15 protein-coding genes and 1 pseudogene are annotated in these 17,099 nt (G+C 72.1%); 11 read left to right on the forward strand and 5 right to left on the reverse strand.

Annotated elements, in window-relative coordinates; translation table 11 throughout:
* Positions 1 to 48 precede the first annotated feature (48 nt).
* On the reverse strand, positions 49 to 2,286 hold the full coding sequence (locus tag ACFYY6_RS10015) for a DHA2 family efflux MFS transporter permease subunit (protein ID WP_389192508.1): 2,238 nt from the start codon (positions 2,284 to 2,286) through the stop codon (positions 49 to 51).
* 254 nt (positions 2,287 to 2,540) lie between these two features.
* Between ACFYY6_RS10015 and ACFYY6_RS10020 the strand changes: the two genes are divergently transcribed.
* Both ACFYY6_RS10020 and ACFYY6_RS10025 read left to right on the forward strand, forming a co-directional pair.
* A complete protein-coding gene (locus tag ACFYY6_RS10020) occupies positions 2,541 to 3,746 on the forward strand; it encodes a peptidoglycan-binding protein (RefSeq protein ID WP_389192511.1) in 1,206 nt (401 codons plus the stop codon).
* Positions 3,747 to 3,948: 202 nt separating this feature from the next.
* Positions 3,949 to 4,611, forward strand: coding sequence for an HAD-IA family hydrolase (locus tag ACFYY6_RS10025; RefSeq protein ID WP_351524173.1), 663 nt, complete (start codon positions 3,949 to 3,951; stop codon positions 4,609 to 4,611).
* 307 nt (positions 4,612 to 4,918) lie between these two features.
* On the opposite strand, the gene ACFYY6_RS10030 is transcribed toward ACFYY6_RS10025, so the two are convergent.
* Positions 4,919 to 5,653 carry an ABC transporter permease gene (locus ACFYY6_RS10030; RefSeq protein ID WP_389192514.1) on the reverse strand — a complete coding sequence of 245 codons (735 nt, stop codon included), beginning with the start codon at positions 5,651 to 5,653 and terminating at the stop codon, positions 4,919 to 4,921.
* A 281-nt stretch (positions 5,654 to 5,934) separates the two neighbouring features.
* Here ACFYY6_RS10030 and ACFYY6_RS10035 point away from each other — a divergent pair, with 281 nt between their 5' ends.
* From ACFYY6_RS10035 to ACFYY6_RS10045, 3 genes are all read left to right on the forward strand, one after another.
* Positions 5,935 to 6,579, forward strand: a complete 645-nt coding sequence (locus ACFYY6_RS10035) for an HNH endonuclease family protein (protein ID WP_351524171.1) — start codon at positions 5,935 to 5,937, stop codon at positions 6,577 to 6,579.
* A gap of 1,168 nt (positions 6,580 to 7,747) precedes the next feature.
* Complete coding sequence (locus tag ACFYY6_RS10040; protein ID WP_351524170.1) at positions 7,748 to 8,191, forward strand: DoxX family protein; 444 nt, start codon at positions 7,748 to 7,750, stop codon at positions 8,189 to 8,191.
* Between the two features lie 297 nt (positions 8,192 to 8,488).
* Positions 8,489 to 9,154, forward strand: a complete 666-nt coding sequence (locus ACFYY6_RS10045) for a VTT domain-containing protein (protein WP_351524169.1) — start codon at positions 8,489 to 8,491, stop codon at positions 9,152 to 9,154.
* Here the strand turns inward: ACFYY6_RS10045 and ACFYY6_RS10050 are convergent.
* A complete protein-coding gene (locus tag ACFYY6_RS10050) occupies positions 9,141 to 9,365 on the reverse strand; it encodes a DUF2277 domain-containing protein (RefSeq protein ID WP_351524168.1) in 225 nt (74 codons plus the stop codon). The genes ACFYY6_RS10045 and ACFYY6_RS10050 overlap by 14 nt on opposite strands.
* 116 nt (positions 9,366 to 9,481) lie before the next feature.
* Entirely contained in the window at positions 9,482 to 9,916 is a 435-nt protein-coding gene (locus tag ACFYY6_RS10055; protein ID WP_351524167.1) for a hypothetical protein, read from the reverse strand.
* 309 nt (positions 9,917 to 10,225) lie between these two features.
* Between ACFYY6_RS10055 and ACFYY6_RS10060 the strand changes: the two genes are divergently transcribed.
* Genes ACFYY6_RS10060 through ACFYY6_RS10070 form a run of 3 tightly spaced genes read left to right on the forward strand, consistent with a single transcriptional unit; the run spans position 10,226 to position 12,598 of the window.
* On the forward strand, positions 10,226 to 11,743 hold the full coding sequence (locus tag ACFYY6_RS10060; protein WP_389192517.1) for a sensor histidine kinase: 1,518 nt from the start codon (positions 10,226 to 10,228) through the stop codon (positions 11,741 to 11,743).
* A complete protein-coding gene (locus tag ACFYY6_RS10065) occupies positions 11,740 to 11,895 on the forward strand; it encodes a hypothetical protein (protein ID WP_351627822.1) in 156 nt (51 codons plus the stop codon). The genes ACFYY6_RS10060 and ACFYY6_RS10065 overlap by 4 nt, the downstream gene beginning before the upstream one ends.
* A 7-nt stretch (positions 11,896 to 11,902) precedes the next feature.
* A complete protein-coding gene (locus tag ACFYY6_RS10070; protein WP_351524176.1) occupies positions 11,903 to 12,598 on the forward strand; it encodes a response regulator transcription factor in 696 nt (231 codons plus the stop codon).
* A gap of 39 nt (positions 12,599 to 12,637) precedes the next feature.
* Here ACFYY6_RS10070 and ACFYY6_RS10075 read toward each other — a convergent pair.
* Positions 12,638 to 13,321, reverse strand: a pseudogene (locus ACFYY6_RS10075) (phosphatase PAP2 family protein); the annotation flags it as partial.
* A 230-nt stretch (positions 13,322 to 13,551) separates the two neighbouring features.
* On the opposite strand from ACFYY6_RS10075, the gene ACFYY6_RS10080 reads away from it, so the two are divergent.
* The 3 genes from ACFYY6_RS10080 (at position 13,552) to ACFYY6_RS10090 (ending at position 16,965) form a co-directional block, all read left to right on the forward strand.
* The gene (locus ACFYY6_RS10080; protein WP_351524166.1) at positions 13,552 to 14,757 is read left to right on the forward strand and encodes a serine hydrolase; all 1,206 of its coding nucleotides are present in this window, start codon (positions 13,552 to 13,554) and stop codon (positions 14,755 to 14,757) included.
* Positions 14,758 to 14,974: 217 nt separating this feature from the next.
* Positions 14,975 to 15,727, forward strand: coding sequence for a TetR/AcrR family transcriptional regulator (locus tag ACFYY6_RS10085; RefSeq protein WP_389192521.1), 753 nt, complete (start codon positions 14,975 to 14,977; stop codon positions 15,725 to 15,727).
* Between the two features lie 314 nt (positions 15,728 to 16,041).
* Positions 16,042 to 16,965, forward strand: a complete 924-nt coding sequence (locus tag ACFYY6_RS10090; protein WP_351524164.1) for a peptidoglycan recognition family protein — start codon at positions 16,042 to 16,044, stop codon at positions 16,963 to 16,965.
* The last annotated feature ends 134 nt before the right edge of the window (positions 16,966 to 17,099 follow it).

The following is a 17,099-nucleotide window of genomic DNA, read 5'->3' on the forward strand; positions in this document are numbered from 1 at the left end:
CGGGCGCTCCCCCTCCGGACAGGGGGCTCCGCCTCCGGAGCCAGGCGCTCAGGACGTGTCCGCGGGGCGGCCGACCGGACCGGCCGTGTGGTCGCGGCGCGGCTCGGGGCCGCGCGGCCATTGCCTGCGGGATCCACTCGTCTCCGCGGTCAGCTCCGCCACCAGCCTGACGAGGTCCGTGGGCCGTTCCGGGCCCCACCAGTCCCCCAGCCACTCGGCCATCATCCGCTCCCGTGCCTCCGCGAGCCTCGCGACCACCTCCGCGCCGGCGTCGGTGAGCGTCAGCTGCGCGCCCTCGCGCCGGACCAGGCGGCGCTCCTCCAGTTGCCGCGACGCGTCACCGATCACGCGCAGCGGCACGGGGGTGGTGTCGGCGAGCACGGCCGGTACGAGCGAGCCGTGATGCCTGATCCCCAACAGCATCCAGCTTGCCGCGGGCAGCAGGTCGTACCCCGCCTGCCTGGTGATCTTCTCGTAGATCTCGCGACGCCCCTGGCGGGTGGCGAGCACCGACAGGGCACGGGCGCATTCGTCGTACGAGGAGCGCTCGACCGGGTTGGTCGCCAGCGTCTCGCTGGGTTCCGGGGCGGTCACCGAGCCGCGCAAGCGGTCCTCCCTGAGGAACCAGGCGAAGACGAAGGCGATCAGGACGATCGGGGCCGCGTACAGGAACACATCGGTGATCGATGTCGCGTACGCGTGGAGCACCTGCGTCCGCAGCGCGGGCGGCAGTTGGCCGATGGCACGCGGGTCGGCGGCCAGCCGTCCGGCACTGGCGCCGGGCGGCAGGGAGTGCCCGGCGAGCGCCGCGGCCAGCTCGTCGGTCAGCCGGTTCGTGAAGATCGTGCCGAAGACGGCGACGCCGAACGAGGCGCCGATGGATCGGAAGAACGTGGCCCCGGACGTAGCGACGCCGAGGTCCCGGTACGTGACGGCGTTCTGCACGGCCAGCACGAGGACCTGCATCACCAGGCCGAGGCCGGCGCCGAACACGAAGAAGTAGACACTCATCAGCCAGGTGCCGCTGGTCTCGGTCAGCCGGTGCAGGAGCAGCAGTCCGATCGCGGTGACGCCGGTACCCGCGATCGGGAAGACCTTCCAGCGGCCGGTACGGCTGACGATCTGCCCGGAGGCGGTGGAGGTGAGCAGCAGCCCCAGCACCATGGGCAGCATGTGCACCCCGGACATGGTCGGCGTGATGTGGTGCACCACCTGGAGGAAGGTCGGCAGATAGGTCATCGCGCCGAACATCGCGAAACCGACGACGAAGCTGATGACGGCGACGAGGGTGAAGGTCCTGCCCCGGAACAACGTCAACGGGATGACGGGTTCGGTCGCGCGGCGTTCCGCGTGGACGAAGGCCACCACCAGCAGCACGCTCAGGACGGAGAGGGCGACGACCTGTGCCGAACCCCAGGCCCAGGTGGTGCCGCCGAGCGAGGCGACGAGGACCAGGCAGGTGGCGACGGAGGCGATGAGGAACGTACCGAGGTAGTCGATGGTGTGCTTCGTGCGGTGGACCGGGATGCGCAGCACGGCGGCGATCACGAGGAGCGCGACGACACCGATCGGCAGGTTGACGTAGAAGACCCAGCGCCAGCTGAGATGCTCGGTGAAGAAGCCGCCGAGCAGCGGCCCGAGAACGCTCGTCGTCCCGAAGACCGCGCCGAACAGACCCTGGTACTTGCCCCGTTCGCGCGGCGGCACGAGGTCGCCGACGATCGCCATCGAGAGCACTATGAGTCCGCCGCCGCCGAGGCCCTGAAGTGCCCGGAAGCCGATCAACTGCGGCATGTCCTGAGCGATCCCGCAGAGCGCGGAGCCGATGAGAAAGATGACGATGGCGGCCTGGAACAGCTTCTTGCGGCCGTACTGGTCACCGAGTTTGCCCCAGAGCGGGGTCACGGCGGTCGACGCCAGCAGGTAGGCGGTCACCACCCAGGAGAGGTGTTCCAGACCGCCGAGATCGCTGACGATGGTCGGCAGCGCGGTGGAGACGATGGTCTGGTCGAGCGCGGCCAGCAGCATGCCGAGAAGCAGCGCCCCGATGGCCACCAGGGCCGACCGGGGGGAGCGGTCCTCACCGGGAGCCGTTCCCGATCCGGATTCCGGTTCCGGTCCGGTTTCCGGTTCCGGTCCGGTTTCCGGTCCCGATCCGGTTTCCGGTCCCGATCCGGTTTCCGGTCCCGATCCGGTTTCCGGTTCCGGTCCTGCTTCGGACTGCTGCGCCGCCGTCCGTCGTTCCGGTTCCTTTCCCGTCCTACGTTCCGGTTCCTCTGTCGCCATCCGTTGCGGTTCCGGCTCCGGGGGGCTCGGGTGCTGCGCCATGGAAACGTCTCCTCGGGTCCGCTACATCCCTATCCTGGACGTTTCATGCGGTTATGGCCTGCCGAGCCCTCCGGGAACCGAGCGGACGCACACCGGTTGACCGCGTTTCGGACGACATTGGGCGTTCCGTGGCCGGGCTGCATAATCGCAGGCAGTTCAAAGGGGAGGGGTCCACTATGACCGGACATATATGCCCGGAGTGCGGTATGCGCATGTTCACGCCAACGAGCGGAGGCGGAGTTTCGGGCGGGAACGGCGATCCGGGCACCGGCTCTGTCTGCGCGTGCGGGGGAGGCGCCGCACGACGGCCCGGCGAGGGGCAGGAGGCCGCCGAGCGGCGACGGGCCGAGCGGTCGGCGGCCGACAGGGCGGAGGTCGCGGCCTCGGAGGACTTCGATCCGCTGCGCGTCCGGCCGTACGTCAAGCTGCGGGGCGACGTGGCGCCGGAGGCCGATGACGCGCGGCTCCCGCACCCCGGGCGGCCACACGCCCACTCTGCCGAGGACGCGGACGAGACCATGCCGCTCCTCCTCGGCCCACCAGGCCCCGGCAGCGTGACAAGCCCCGGCGGCCTGACGAGTCCCGGCGGCCCGGCAGGCCCCGGCGGCCCGAGACAACCGGGCGGCCCGGCACAGGTCGGCAGTCCGGGGCATCGCGATGGTTCGGGGCATCCGGGCGGCCCGGGGCAGTTCCGCGATCCCGCGCAGTTCGGCAGCCCGCCACCGCCGCAGGCCGCCACCGGTCCGGTCGACGACGCCACGATCCTCATACCTCGGCCATCCGCCACCGCGCCCGCCGACGCGTCCGATCGGTCACGTCGCCGCAGCCCTCTCGCCGCGTTCGCCGCGGGGGCGGCTGCGCTCGCCGTGGTGGGCACCGCCGTGTTCGCGAGCGGCCTCTTCGAATCGAACGACGACAGGCCCGCCGACCGGGAAATGGCCCTGCCCGACCTGCCGCTCAGCACCCCCGAAGTGAGCTCGACGGCGAAGGAGTCCGCTCCGGCCTCCGCGTCGCCCCCTTCGTCAGGGCGCGCCTCCGCATCGCCGTCCGCGTCCTCCTCGGCGGGCACCTCACCGTCCCCTTCGGCATCCGCCACGACCACACCGCCGGACACCGCCCCGCCGTCGGCGACGGCACCGCAGACGAGCCGCCCGACCTCGGCCGCACCGCCCGCGTCGCTGACCGGGCCCACACTGCGCCCCGGCGACCAGGGACCGGCGGTGGCCGAGCTGCAGAGACGGCTGGAAGAGGTCTGGCTGTTCCACGGGCAGGACGACGGCGACTACACGGCGAAGGTCGAGCACGCCGTGAGCGTCTACCAGTCGTACAAGTTCATCCAGGGTGACCCGCCAGGCGTGTACGGACCCCACACGCGCCGCGCCCTGGAGGCGGAGACCTCGGGCCGGGGCCGCTCCTGATTCCCGGCCCCGGCCCTCCCCCGCCTCCTCCTTCGCCTCGCCCCTGCCCCTGGCCCGCCCCGGACACGATTGGCGTTCCCGCACACGTTTTTGTATCGTGATGGAACAAAGTAGCCTCTGCCCGCCACCCCCTGACCGGCGGGCGAGGCTGCTTGTTTCTCCAACCCCGCGTCACCACCTCCCCGCGCCCTGGAGCCGCCCCATGCCGGCCACCGCCCTCACAGCCCGCGCCCTCCTTCTGGACATGGATGGCACCCTCGTGAACTCCGACGCCGTCGTGGAACGCTGCTGGCGGCGCTGGGCATCACGCGAAGGTCTCGACCCGGAGGCCGTACTGAAGGTGGTTCACGGACGACAGGGCCACGCCACCATGGCGGTGCTCCTCCCGGACCGCCCGATGGAGCAGAACCACGCGGACAACCGGGCGATGCTCGCCGAGGAGACCGCCGACACCGACGGCGTCGTCCCGGTCGCCGGAGCGCCCGCCTTCATGGACGCGATCGCCGGGCTTCCGCATGCCCTGGTCACCTCGGCCGACGAGGCACTGGCCCGTACGAGGATGGCGGCATCCGGCCTGCGGATGCCGGCGGTCCGCGTCACCGCCGAGCACGTCGGAGCCAGCAAGCCGAACCCCGAGGGCTTCCTCAAGGGCGCGGCCGAACTGGGCTTCGCCCCGGCGGACTGCGTCGTCTTCGAGGACTCCGAGGCGGGCATCGCGGCCGGCCGGGCAGCGGGCATGCGCATCGTGGGCATCGGCCCGCGGGCGGCGGCGCTCTCGCCCGACGCGCACGTCGGGGACCTGACGCGGCTGCGAGTGGAAGCGGCGCCCGACGGCTCGATCCGGCTGCACATCGACGCGAACTGACTGCCTCGCGCCCGTAGGCCGTGTCTTCGAAGTGCCGCCTGCCGTGCGACGGCACTTCGAAGACACGCGCCGGCACGCTCCCACCGCGCAACGCCCCGCTCCCGCGTGCACACATGCGTGCACGCGGGACGCATATGCGCACGCACCCACCACCGGCCGCCACCCGTGCCGGACCGCCCGGCCACACCCACGGTCACGGCCACAGCCACAGCCACAGCCACAGCCACAGAGGGCGGCCGACCGCTGCCCCACTACTCGCTACCCGCTGCCGCCGCTCACTGCCCGCCGTCCGCCGTCCGCACGGAGCTCAGTCCCGGTGCAGCTCGCCTCGTGCGACCAGTTCGAGTACGACCGTGACGGCGACCGACTGCACCGCCATCAGCGCCCCCAGCACGAAGAGTTGCACGGCACCCGCCTGGACCGGTGAGGCACCGCCCAGCAGCATGCCCACGAACGCGCCCGGGAGCGTGACGAGCCCGACGGTCCGCGTCTGGTCCAGCCCGGGAAGCAACGCGTCCGCCGCCGAGGGCCGGGCGATCTCCAGTCGCGCCTCACGATCGGACAGCCCGAGCGCCATGCCCGCCTCCACCTCCCCGCGCCGGGCCGTCAACTCGTCCAGCGCCCGCCGCCCGCCGAGCACGGTCGCGGTCAGCGCGCCCCCGATGAGGATGCCGGTCACCGGGATCAGTGCGATACCGCGCACCGGTACGAGCCCGGTGACCACCAGCAGGGCGACGACCGGCGCGGCCCCCGCCCCGATCGGCAACGCCGCCCACCACCACGTGCGATTGCGAGTGATCCGGCGCCCCGCGGTCCGGACCGCCACCGCGTACATCACCGCGACGAACGCGAGCAACGGCGGCGCCGAACCCGTCACCCAGCCGATGAGCAGGGAAACCGCGGCAAGTTGGACGGCGGCCCGCAGTCCGGCCAGCAGGATGTCGCGCGACTGCCCCAGCGAGGCCAGGGCCGCGACGACGCACGCGGCCGCCAGCAACAGGATGAGAACGACGCCGAGCGTGATGTCGACCGGGAACAACACGCCGTGCCCCTACGACCGACCGGACCCGACATGCCCGGGGCCGCCCGGATCATCAACCCTTCTCCTCCTCAGTCGACTTGCCGTGGCGTCAGCACACGAGCCAGCGCAGACAGGTACGCACGCCCCCCGCGCTCCAGTCCTGTTCATCAGACCCCTTGATGTGACGTGCCCATGTCGCCACTCTGTTACCTGGCGCCCACCCCACGGAAACCTGGCGCCGCCACGATGACCGGGTCCAACCGGTCACATGTCCAACATCCCCCCACATCAAGGGAGTTCGCATGTCAGGTGTCTACGCGCGTCGCCTCGCCGTCGCCGCAGCATCCGCAGCCCTCGCCGCAACGACCGGGCTGCTCAACGCCCCTGCCGCCCAGGCGGCCATGCCCACCCCGGTCTCCGCATCGACCGCACGTACGTATCTGAGTCAGCTCACCGTCGCGGCCGAAGGCTCGTCGGACGGCTACAGCCGGTCCAAGTTCCCGCACTGGATCACGCAGTCCGGCACCTGCAACACCCGCGAGGTCGTGCTGGAGCGCGACGGCACGAACGTGAGGCAGGACTCCAGCTGTGCGGCGGTCAGCGGCACCTGGTATTCGGAGTACGACGGCGCCACCTGGACCGCCGCCTCCGACCTGGACATCGACCACATGGTGCCGCTCGCCGAAGCGTGGCGGTCGGGCGCCAGCGGCTGGACCACGGATCAACGGCAGGGATTCGCCAATGACTTGACACGCCCTCAGCTCATCGCGGTCACGGACAACGTCAACCAGGCCAAGGGCGACAAGGACCCGGCCAACTGGCTGCCCCCGAGCACCTCGTACCGCTGCACCTACGCACGCGCCTGGGTACACGTGAAGCACTACTACGACCTGAGCGTCGACTCGGCCGAGAAGAGCGCACTGCAGGACATCCTGAACGGCTGCTGAGCACCACCGGATCGCCGGCCCCGCCGGACATCGGACCGGACACAACCGCCGAACGCGGAACAGAACGAACGAACCGCCCCGCCCGAGCGCAAAGCCGGGCGGGGCTTCCGCGTCACACTCTCCCCCCCGGACCGGCCACGCGCCCCTCCACGCGCCCCGGCCACGCCCCGTGAATCGACCATGCCCCGTAAATCGACCATGCCCCGTGAATCGACCACGCCCGCGTGACTCGGCCAGGCCCACGCCGGGCCGCCCCGCGGGCCCTCCCCGCACGGACGCACCGAGAAAGTGTCGACACTCCCAGGGACACGGGCAGCGCCGAGGCATCCGAGGACACCGACGTGTTTTCGGTCGACTACGGCGACCAACGGTGATCACCGGAGCCACCGCGCGGGCACGGCCCGGCGCCGTCCGGCGCGGGTCGGCCACGGAGCGCGCCGGACAAGCGCGAAGCCCCCCACGGAACGCGGTTCGCACGCGCGTTCAACGACCCGACTCCATGCGCCCCCCGAGCGAAGCGCGCGGCGCGACACCGCGCCACCGACGATCACGGCGACCGTCGACAGGCGGGACGGGCCCCGGATATCGGGCGGCGAACCCCGACCACCGGACGACCGGGCCGGACACCGAGCACCCGACACCGGGCCACCGGCAAGACCCCCACAGCCCCGCGGAGGCACCCCACGCCACCCCGCGACGCCTCTGAGCACGCATCCCTTCACCGGCCGCCCCGCCGCACGCGCCTCACCCCACTCCCCCGACGGCGACCCCACCCCGAGAGCGCCGACCCGGGAGCTTTGAGCGAGGAACCGGCTCCCGCATCGGCCGGATCCGGACACGACGGCAGCCCGGCCGGGCGTCACCGACTCGCCACCACGGCGTAAATCCCCCATACCGACCAGCGCGGATCCGGCACGCCACGCCCCGGCGTACCGACTTACGCCGCATACCGCACATGGCCGGAAAGCTGCGTCGCCATTGGTTCAGGCCAAGCGGTCGACCGGAAGGGGCGCAGATGAAAAGCGGCATCCGATCAAAGTCCGACCGAACGGCACGGGTCGAGTTTCAGCCAGTCGACATAATGTTGAACTTGCAAGCATTGGTGAGGTCTCCCTAATCTGGATCGCCCGATCGGTTCACGTCCCCACCCCGACCGAAGGAGCCCCCCATGCACACACGCCTGAATCAGGCCCATCCGTACGCGCTCGGCCTGTTCCGGATCGTCGTCGGCCTCCTCTTCGCCTGTCACGGCGCGGCCGCGCTCTTCGGCCTCTTCGGCGACAGCTCTGTAGCCGCCGGCACCTGGCCCAAGTGGTACGCGGCGGCCATCCAGCTGATCGGCGGCGGCCTGGTGGCCCTCGGCCTGGGCACCAGGATCGCCGCCCTGATCTCCTCCGGATCCATGGCGTACGCGTACTTCACTGTCCACCAGGCCGACGGCCTGTTCCCGATACAGAACGGCGGCGAGGCCGCGGCCATCTTCTGCTGGGTCTTCCTGCTGCTGGTCTTCAGCGGCCCCGGAGCGCTGTCCCTGGACAGGCTGTTCCGCCGCGATGACACGGAGAGCGGTGCGGACCGCGTACGCGAGCAGGTCCCGGCAGTAAGGGCCTGAGCATCCGGAAGGGCTCCATGAGCCGCTGCTCACGGACCGACCACGAGCAGCGGCCCACGGGCCACACCGGCGCCCACGGGCCCGCTCGTCCCGCTTTCGTTCACCGTTCGCCGCGCGCACCGCTCACGTACGCCTGGAACCCGTTCCTCCTGTTTTCCGTGCGTACGTGAGCTTCCCAACATCGTCCATATTTATGGATCATCGGATGGGTGTCGGGCGTACGCTGTACAGCTGGCCGTGCCGCTCCTGCCGCTCCCCTGCGACGTCGCGGCGTTGTTCCGGATCGGGGAGTAGTACTTGCTTGAGAGTGTGGCTGCGTTGACCGGCAGCCCCTGGATATACGCGGTGGTCGCCGTCTCAGTGCTGCTGGACGTCTTCCTGCCCGTACTGCCCAGTGGGGTCCTGGTCATCACTGCCGCCACCGCGGCCGCCGCGGGCTCGACGACCGTGGCCTCCGCCGCCACCGCGGCGCGGGCGGCGGAGCAGGTGTCCGAGGTCCCGTCACTCCTCGCACTGGTGCTCTGCGCGACCGCCGCCTCGGTCCTCGGCGACCTCGTCGCCTACCGGCTGGCCTGGCGCGGCGGCGACCGTCTGGACCGGGCCATCGCCCGCTCCCGCCGCCTCACATCGGCCCAGGAACGCCTGGGCGGGGCCCTTGCCCGGGGCGGCGGCATCCTCGTCATCGTCGCGCGCTTCGCACCGGCCGGCCGGTCGGTCGTCTCGCTGGGCGCGGGCGCCGCGCACCGCAAGGTGAAGGAGTTCCTGCCCTGGTCCGCCCTGGCGGGAGCGGCCTGGGCCGGTTACAGCGTGGGGCTCGGCTACTTCGGCGGGCAGTGGCTCGGCGCGACCTGGGTGGGCACGGCCGTCTCGGTCCTCGCCCTGTTCGTGGCGGGCGCCCTGGCCGCGTACTTCATGCGCCGACCGGCCGCGGAGGCGGCCGCGACGGCGACTACGGCGTCCTGACGGCGCCCCGTATCTCCAGGCCGTCCAGCAGCTTGGCGGTCGCCTCCGCGATCTCGTCGACGGCCCGGTCGAAGACCGCCCGGTTGTGCGCCGCCGGAGCGCGGAAGCCGGACACCTTGCGTACGAATTGCAGTGCGGCGGCCCGGATCTCCTCCTCGGTGGCCTCTTCGGGCAGGGCGGGCGGTCGTAGCGTCTTGATACTGCGGCACATGAATCCAGTGTGACCCGAGCCACTGACAACGGCCGGGACACGTACGCGTCCCGGCCACCTGTCCGTCCCCGCTCGCCCCACCCAGCCCGACCGTCCCCGCTCGGGCGCGCGGGCGATCAGGCGAGCACCTTCGACCGGTCCGTGCACAGCGCCCAGATGACGAATGTGTCGATGGCGATGGAGACGATCGCCCAGAGCGGCTGGTACGGAAGCCACGCGAAGTTGACGATCAGGCTGACGGCGGCGAGCGCCACACCCGCCGCGCGCGCCCACATCGCCCCTCTGAGAATGCCCAAGCCGATGATCGCGAGCACGATGCCGAGGACGAGGTGGATCCAGCCCCACGCGGTCACGTCGAACCTGAACGTGTAGTTGTTGATGCGCGTGTACACCTGGTCGGAGGCGATGCCCGTGATGCCTTTGATCACTCCGAAGACACCGTCGACGAGGAGCAGGACACCGGCGAACATGGTCCCGCCGGTCGCCCAGGCGCTGGTTTGCCCGTGATCCACGCCACGGGCCGGGCCGGAAGCGGACGCTGAGTGTGCCATGGGGGACTCCTTGGCCGGAGCGGGGTGGGCGGACCGCACGCGTATGAGCCACGGTATGAGCGGACCGCACACGATGAGCGGCTCGGACGGGCCGGGCGGACCCGCGGAACAGAACCGACCTTGCGCCGCGCGTTCCGCCGCGACCACCCGTGCGCGTCCGTGCGGGTGACGGCTCCCGGAGCACCGGGGACGGCGGGCGGCTCACGAGGGCGGGGGCGAAGCACGGCTCGCGGTGGCCGGGCCGCGCTCCTGACAAGGGTGACTTTCGGCAGTGCCGGGACACCCGCCGGGCTGCGTACCGTCGTGCGGGTGAAGAAAGTGATGACCGGTGACGCGGGCCGACGTGGTGCCCGGGACCACGCCCCGGGCAGGGAAACCCCGCCCGCCGTTGTCCCGCGGTCCCGGCGTGTCCTCGCCCCATGGGCCCCGCCCTCCCCCGCCCTGGGCGGTCTGCTGACCGTCACCGCGGCGGTCTGCGTCGGGCTGAGCGCCGTCAGCATGTGGTGGGCCCTGCCCGCCGCCGGGGCGGCCTTCTTCGCCGGTCGGGAACCGGGGAGGACCGGACCCACGCTCCTCGTGCTCGTCGCGGTCGTCGCGGGCGGGGTCGTCGCGGTGGCGCTGGTGCCGTCCTGGCTGCTCATGGCCGGGCGCTACGCCGCCGTGGTGTCGGTGGCGGCGATGCTGCCCTGGTTCGCCGGGCGGTTCTGGCGCCAGTACCAGGAGCTCGTCCGGGCGGGCTGGGAACGGGCCGACCGTCTGGAACGCGAACAGCGGCTCGTCGCCGAGCAGGCGCGGTCCCGGGAACGGGCCCGGATCGCCCAGGACATGCACGATGTCCTCGGCCACGACCTGAGTCTCATCGCCCTGTCGGCGGGCGCGCTCAAGCTCGCGCCCGGTCTGGACGAGGCCCAGCGGGCGGCGGCCGGTGAGATCCGGGCACGGGCAGCGGCATCGGTGGAACGGCTCGGCGAGGTGATCGGCATCCTGCGGGAAGAGGCGGACGACGAACCGCCGTCGGGGTCCGGTACCGGCATCCCCCGCCTGGTCGAGGACGCCGCGTCCGCCGGTCTCACGGTCGATCTGAGGATCGACGGCGACGCCGACGGCGCCGGGGCGCCGCCGGCCGCGACCCGGGCCGCCCACCGCGTCGTCCAGGAAGCCCTGACCAACGCCGCCAAGCACGCACCGCTGACCCCGGTGGGCGTACGGGTGACGTACACCGCCGAGGAGACCGTGGTCCGCGTCAGGAACGGCCCCTCGCCCGCGCGGGGCGGCCCGGAGACCGTGCCGGGCACCGGGCGGGGCCTGATCGGGCTGGACGAACGGGTACGGCTGGCGGGCGGCACCTTCGCGTACGGTCCCCGCGAGGGCGGCTTCGAGGTCACCGCCCGGCTGCCGCACGCCCCGTCCGCCCGCCGCCCCGCGACGGCGCCCCGCGAGTCGGCCCCGACGCTGCCCCAGGAGCACCGCCGCGCCCGCAGCCGGGTCCGGCGGGCGCTGGTGACCGCGATCGTGCTGCCGCTGGTGGCCTGGGCGATGCTGAGTGCCGCCCTCATGGCCTGGGACATCCGCTCGGCCCAGCAGTCCGTACTGGACCCGGGCGACTACGCCCGGCTGAAGGTCGGACAGGAACGGGACGCGGTACGCCGCCTGCTGCCCGAACGCGAGACCATCCAGCGCCGGGTGACCGGGGAGCCGCAGGAGAGAGGCACCACGTGCGAGTACTACGCGATGACGGCGGACCGCTTCGACGACCGGTCCGGGGACGCGTACCGGCTCTGCTTCCGCGACGGAAGGCTGATGTCGAAGGAGGCCCTGACACCATGACCCGGCACACACGCCGCACGCAGCACACCCACCACGAGCAACCCACCCCGTGCACCGCGCTCGCCCGCCACACCCGGCTCACCCGCCCTGCGCAGGACATGCACCGCACACGCCGCACGCACGACACACGCCCCATCCGGAAAGGACGGTGACCGGCCGATGATCCGGGTACTGATCGCCGACGACGAGCCGATGATCCGCATGGGCGTGCGCTCCGTGCTGTCCATCGATCCGGAGATCGACGTCGTGGCCGAGGCGGGCGACGGGCACGAGGCGGTGGAGCTGGTCCGCCGCCACCGTCCGGCCGTGGCCGTGCTCGACATCCGGATGCCGGGGACGAACGGTATCGAGGCGGCGGCCGAGATCCGGCGCACCGTACCGGAGACCGGAGTCGTGATGCTCACGACCTTCGGCGAGGACGACTACATCCTCCAGGCGCTCGGGGGCGGCGCCACCGGCTTCCTGATCAAGTCGGGCGAACCCGAGGAGCTCATCGCGGGCGTACGCGCGGTGGCCGAGGGCGCCGCCTATCTGTCACCGAAGGTCGCGGCGCGGGTCGTCGCCCATCTGTCGGAGACCGACGCCGGCGTCCGGGCCGGACGCCGCAGCGCCGCCCGGGAACGGGTCCGCGCCCTCACCGCCCGGGAACGCGATGTGCTGGCCCTGCTCGGCAGCGGGCTGTCCAACGGGCAGATCGCCCGGCGCCTCCATGTGGTGGAAGGAACGGTCAAGGCGCATGTGAGTTCCATCCTGGCCCGGCTGGGGGTGGACAACCGCGCCGCCGCGGCGGTCGTCGCCCACGAGGCCGGAATCGTCGCGCCCCTCCCGCTTCCGGAACCGTCGCCCGAGCGCTGACGCCGCCGCCCGACCGAGCGGCAGGAACGCGAGCAGCACGGCCCCGACGGTCGCGGCCGCGAGGAGCGCGCCGGCCAGCACGTCGTGCGGGTAGTGCACACCCACCATGACCCGCAGCAGTGCCGCGGCCCCGGCCAGTGGCAGAACGACGGCCGCCAGGCGGGGCCGCAGGGCGGCCAGACCGACCGCGAGACCGGTGGCGAGCGTGGCGTGGTTGCTCGGGAACGACCAGTCGCCGGGCGGCGGGCACTCGGCGACCGCCTCCGCAGCGCCGTGCAGGACCCGGCAGGGCCTTGCCTCGTCCACCACCAGCTTCACGGCCTCGCTGACCGCGTAGGCCAGTACGGTGCCGACGCCGGTGAGCACCGTGCCGGCGGACAGCCGGGTCTCCCCGCGCCGCACCGCGCCCCACCACACCCACACCAGCAGCAACCCGAGCACCACCAGGGTGCCCTCGGTGGCCGCCTCCAGCAGCGGCCCCGCCCACGACGGACCGTCCGCCACCGCTCCGGTCACCGACCGGTACAGGGACGCCGAGGCGCCGCCCGTCACCTCCACCGGGCCGGCCGTGCCCCCTCCGCCGGGCGCGAGCCATGCCACGCCGAGCGCCCCCACTCCCAGGACGGCGCAGGCGAGCAACGGCCGCGCCCCGCTCCCGGCGCCGTTCCGGGCCCTGCCTCGGGCCCCGCTCCGGGCCTCGTTTCCACTCAACGTCTGCTTCATGCGAGCGAACGTAGGTGCCGGGAGGAAAGTGAATCCTGGCCGAACGGAAGGTCACGACCATGACTTTCGTCGGGGCCGGGGCGGGGCCGCGCGCCCGTGCCGAGCGACCGGGCACAGGTTCCCCGCCCCACCCCGGCCCTCCCGAGCCCCATTTGCCGGGTCTCACCAAGGGTGTCACCATCGATGTCACCATTGGTTCAAAATTGTCTGCGGATCACGAGGAGCGCGCGATGGCGAGTGGGATGCGGTGGGCGGCCGCGACGGCGGGGGTCGCGGCGGGGGCCGGACTGGCGTGGGTGTGGCGGCACCAGGACGAACTGGCGATGCGGCGACCGGTGAACGAATGGACGTTCACGCACATGTCGCTCGTGCTGCCCACGGAAACGGTCGCGCGTTCCGGCCCGGTGTACGAACTGCCGAACCGTCCGCGCCCGCTCGCGGACTTCCGCTACGACTTCGGCGGCACCCCGCGCACGCTGGCGGACCTGCACGAGCGGACCCGCACGACCGGCTTCGCGGTGCTGCACCGGGGCGACCTCGTGCACGAGGACTATCCGGGACGGTTCGCCGCGCCCGGACGACGCTTCCAACTGTTCTCGCTGTCGAAGTCGGTGACGTCGATGCTGATCGGCATCGCCCTGGCGGAGGGCGCGATCGGCTCGCTCGCGGACAAGGTGGTGACGTACTGCCCCGAACTGGCGGGCTCGGCGTTCGACGGGCCGACCGTCGAGGACCTGCTCCACATGACCAGCGGAGCGGGCGGGATCGAGGACTACGAGGACCCCGACGCCCCGGTCAACCGGCTGATGCGCGCGGTGACGGGGCGCGGCACCGTGCTGGAGGCGGTCCGCTCGGTGGAGACCGCCGCGGCACCGGGGACGTGGTTCAACTACTCCACGCTCGACACCCAGGTCCTGGGCTGGGTGCTGGAGGCGGCGACCGGCACGTCGCTGGCGCGGTACGCGACCGAGCGGCTGTGGAGCAGGATCGGCGCGGAGCACGACGCCTTCTACGCGCTGTCACGCAGCAGGCCGCGTACGGCCGTCGGTGGTGGAACGTTCAACGCGGCCGTGCGGGACCTGGCGCGCGTGGGGCTGCTGATGGCGCGCGGCGGCCGGCTCGGTGACGTCCAGGTGGTGCCGGAGGCATGGGTCGAGCGCGGCCGTGGCGCCGGGCTGCCCCACCTGGAGGTGGGCGCGCTGGGCGACCACCCCGGCCATTACGGGTACGCGAACCAGTGGTGGACCCTGGGCGGCCCGCACCGGGCGTTCACGGGCATCGGGATCCACGGCCAGTACCTGTGGGTGGACCCGGTGGCGGACGTGGTGGTGATCAAGACCAGCGCGTGGCCCACGGCGGACGACCCGGATCGGGACGCCGAGACCGTGGCGGCCGTGTCGGCACTGGTGACGCATCTGGAGGCCACGTCGAACTGATCACGCTCCCGGCCGGTCGCCGCCGACCGGAAGGCACGCCCCGAGGGCTGTCCCGATAGTCCGTGGCGGTCGGCGCGCGGCCACGGACGTGGTGCATCGCGAGACGGAGGGACGCCCGCATACGGCACGCATGCGGGTGTTCCGACAACGCGGCGAGGTGCCGCGGCCGTCGATGTGCGCCCGCCGGGGGTCACGGGACAGCCCTTAGGATGACGGCATGAAAGATCCCGGGACCACGGACGCCCCGGAGCCCAGGTCCCGACGCGGCAGACCGCCCAAGGCGGCCCTGTCCCAGGACCGGATCCTGGACGCCGCGGCGTCAGTGATCGAGCGCGAGGGTCCGGACGCGCTGACCCTGCGCCGCCTGGGTGCGGACCTCGGTTCCAACCACACGGCGGTGCTGCGCCACTTCTCCAGCAAGGACGACATCCTCCTCGGTCTGGCCGAACGGCTGATCGCCGAGGCGATCGACGGCTTCGAGGCGAGCGAGGACTGGCGCGACACCCTGGCCTCCCTCGCGCGGCGGATGCGGCGCGTGTGTCTGGCGCATCCCCGTATCGCCGTTCTGGTCACCTCCCGGGTCTCGCGCCGCGGAGCCGAGTTCCGGGGCGCGGACACGGTCATCGGCGCGCTCCGGCGGGCCGGCTTCGACGACCGGGACGCCGCCCGCTACTACCGCGCTCTCGTCGACACGTCCCTGGCAATGGGCGCGTTCGAGGCATCCTTCGCCGCGCTGGACCCCGAGGCCCGGGAGGGCGACCGGATGGCCTGGCGGCGCGAGTACCTCGTGGCCTCCCCCGCCCGCTACCCGCATCTGGCGTCCGCCGCCCCCTACCTGGCCGAGGCCGACGAGGACGACCACTTCGAGACCACTCTGGCCCTGTTGCTGGACGCGGTCGAACTGCGCGCCCGGCGCACGCGGGAGCCCGGCCCCGACCCGGCGCGGGACCAGGGCGTGTTTCGGAAGTAGCGTCGTCCGCCCGAAGGGCGGGGCCCGCGGCGCTTTCGAAACACGCCCCAACCGGAACCACGGGGACGAGTCCGGCCGTCACGGCAGGGGTATGCAACTCGTACCAGCCGCTCGTCCCGCCGGGAACGGACCATGTCCGTACGGATGTCGACGAACGGCACGAAGTACAGGGTGAGGGCGGCGGATTCCACATGCTGCGGCCCGTGTTCCGGGCAAGTACCGAGCGGAGGAGTGGAGTCGGTGAACAGAACGGCCGACGGATGCGCGGGCCGGTTCCGGAATGCCGCGTACACCGCAGGGCGAAAGGAGATTCCGTGGCAAAGCCTCTGAGTGCGGCACAGGTCGTATCCGCGCTTCGGGCCGAGGGCGTCCGTGTCGTCGAGGTCGGCAACTGGCGTACGCACAACCGAAATTCAAAGGGTGCGTGGGGCCCCGTCAACGGGTCGATCGTGCACCACACGGTCACCAAGGGCACCGCGTCCACCGTGGCCATGGTCCGTGACGGGTACTCGTCCCTGCCGGGCCCGCTCTGCCACGGGATGATCGCGAAGGACGGCCGGGTCCACATGGTCGGCTGGGGCCGCGCGAACCACGCGGGGGGCGGCGACCCGCGGGTCCTGGACCAGGTGATCGCCGAGTCGTACGGCAGCCGTCCGACCGCGCCGACGAAGGGCAACGCGAACGGGGTCGACGGCAACGCGCGGTTCTACGGCTGGGAGTGCGAGAACCTCGGCGACGGCAAGGACCCCTGGCCCAAGGCGCAGTACGACGCGATCGTCCGCGTCCAGGCGGCCCTGTGCCGGGCGCATGGCTGGTCGGCGAAGTCCGTCATCGGCCACTTGGAATGGAGCTCCGACAAGGTCGACCCCCGCGGCTTCACCATGGTCAAGCTCCGCGCCGACGTGGCCGAGCGGCTGAAGCACCCAGCGAACTGGAACCCGAACGAGGAGGACCCCATGGCGGGGATCACCAAGAAGGACATCTTCGACGCCGTGTGGAAGACCGACGCGATCGCCGGCCCGACCGACGCGGCGGACCACAAGACGAACCCGACGTGGCAGGCACAGTCGATCCTCAAGGACATGCAGGCCCGCATCCGTTCCATGGACAAACGGCTGGCCGCCCAGACCGCCGCGATCGCGGCCCTCGCCGGACAACTCGGCAAGGGCACGGACACCGCCACCGTCGTCGCCGCGGTCGAGAACGCAATCGAACGGGCCGTGGCCGACGAGCCGTGACGGTCACGCCGACACGCACGCCCGCGTCCCCGATGTCGCCCGGTCCCGTGGCCCGGGCGTACAGGTGAGGGGCGAAGCCTGTCAGGCAGTGTGGACTCCAGAGGCATCCATGTGGCCTCGATCATGAAAAAGGT

Origin of the sequence: Streptomyces sp. NPDC001750 (genome assembly GCF_042892615.1) — a bacterium.
Classification (GTDB): domain Bacteria; phylum Actinomycetota; class Actinomycetes; order Streptomycetales; family Streptomycetaceae; genus Streptomyces.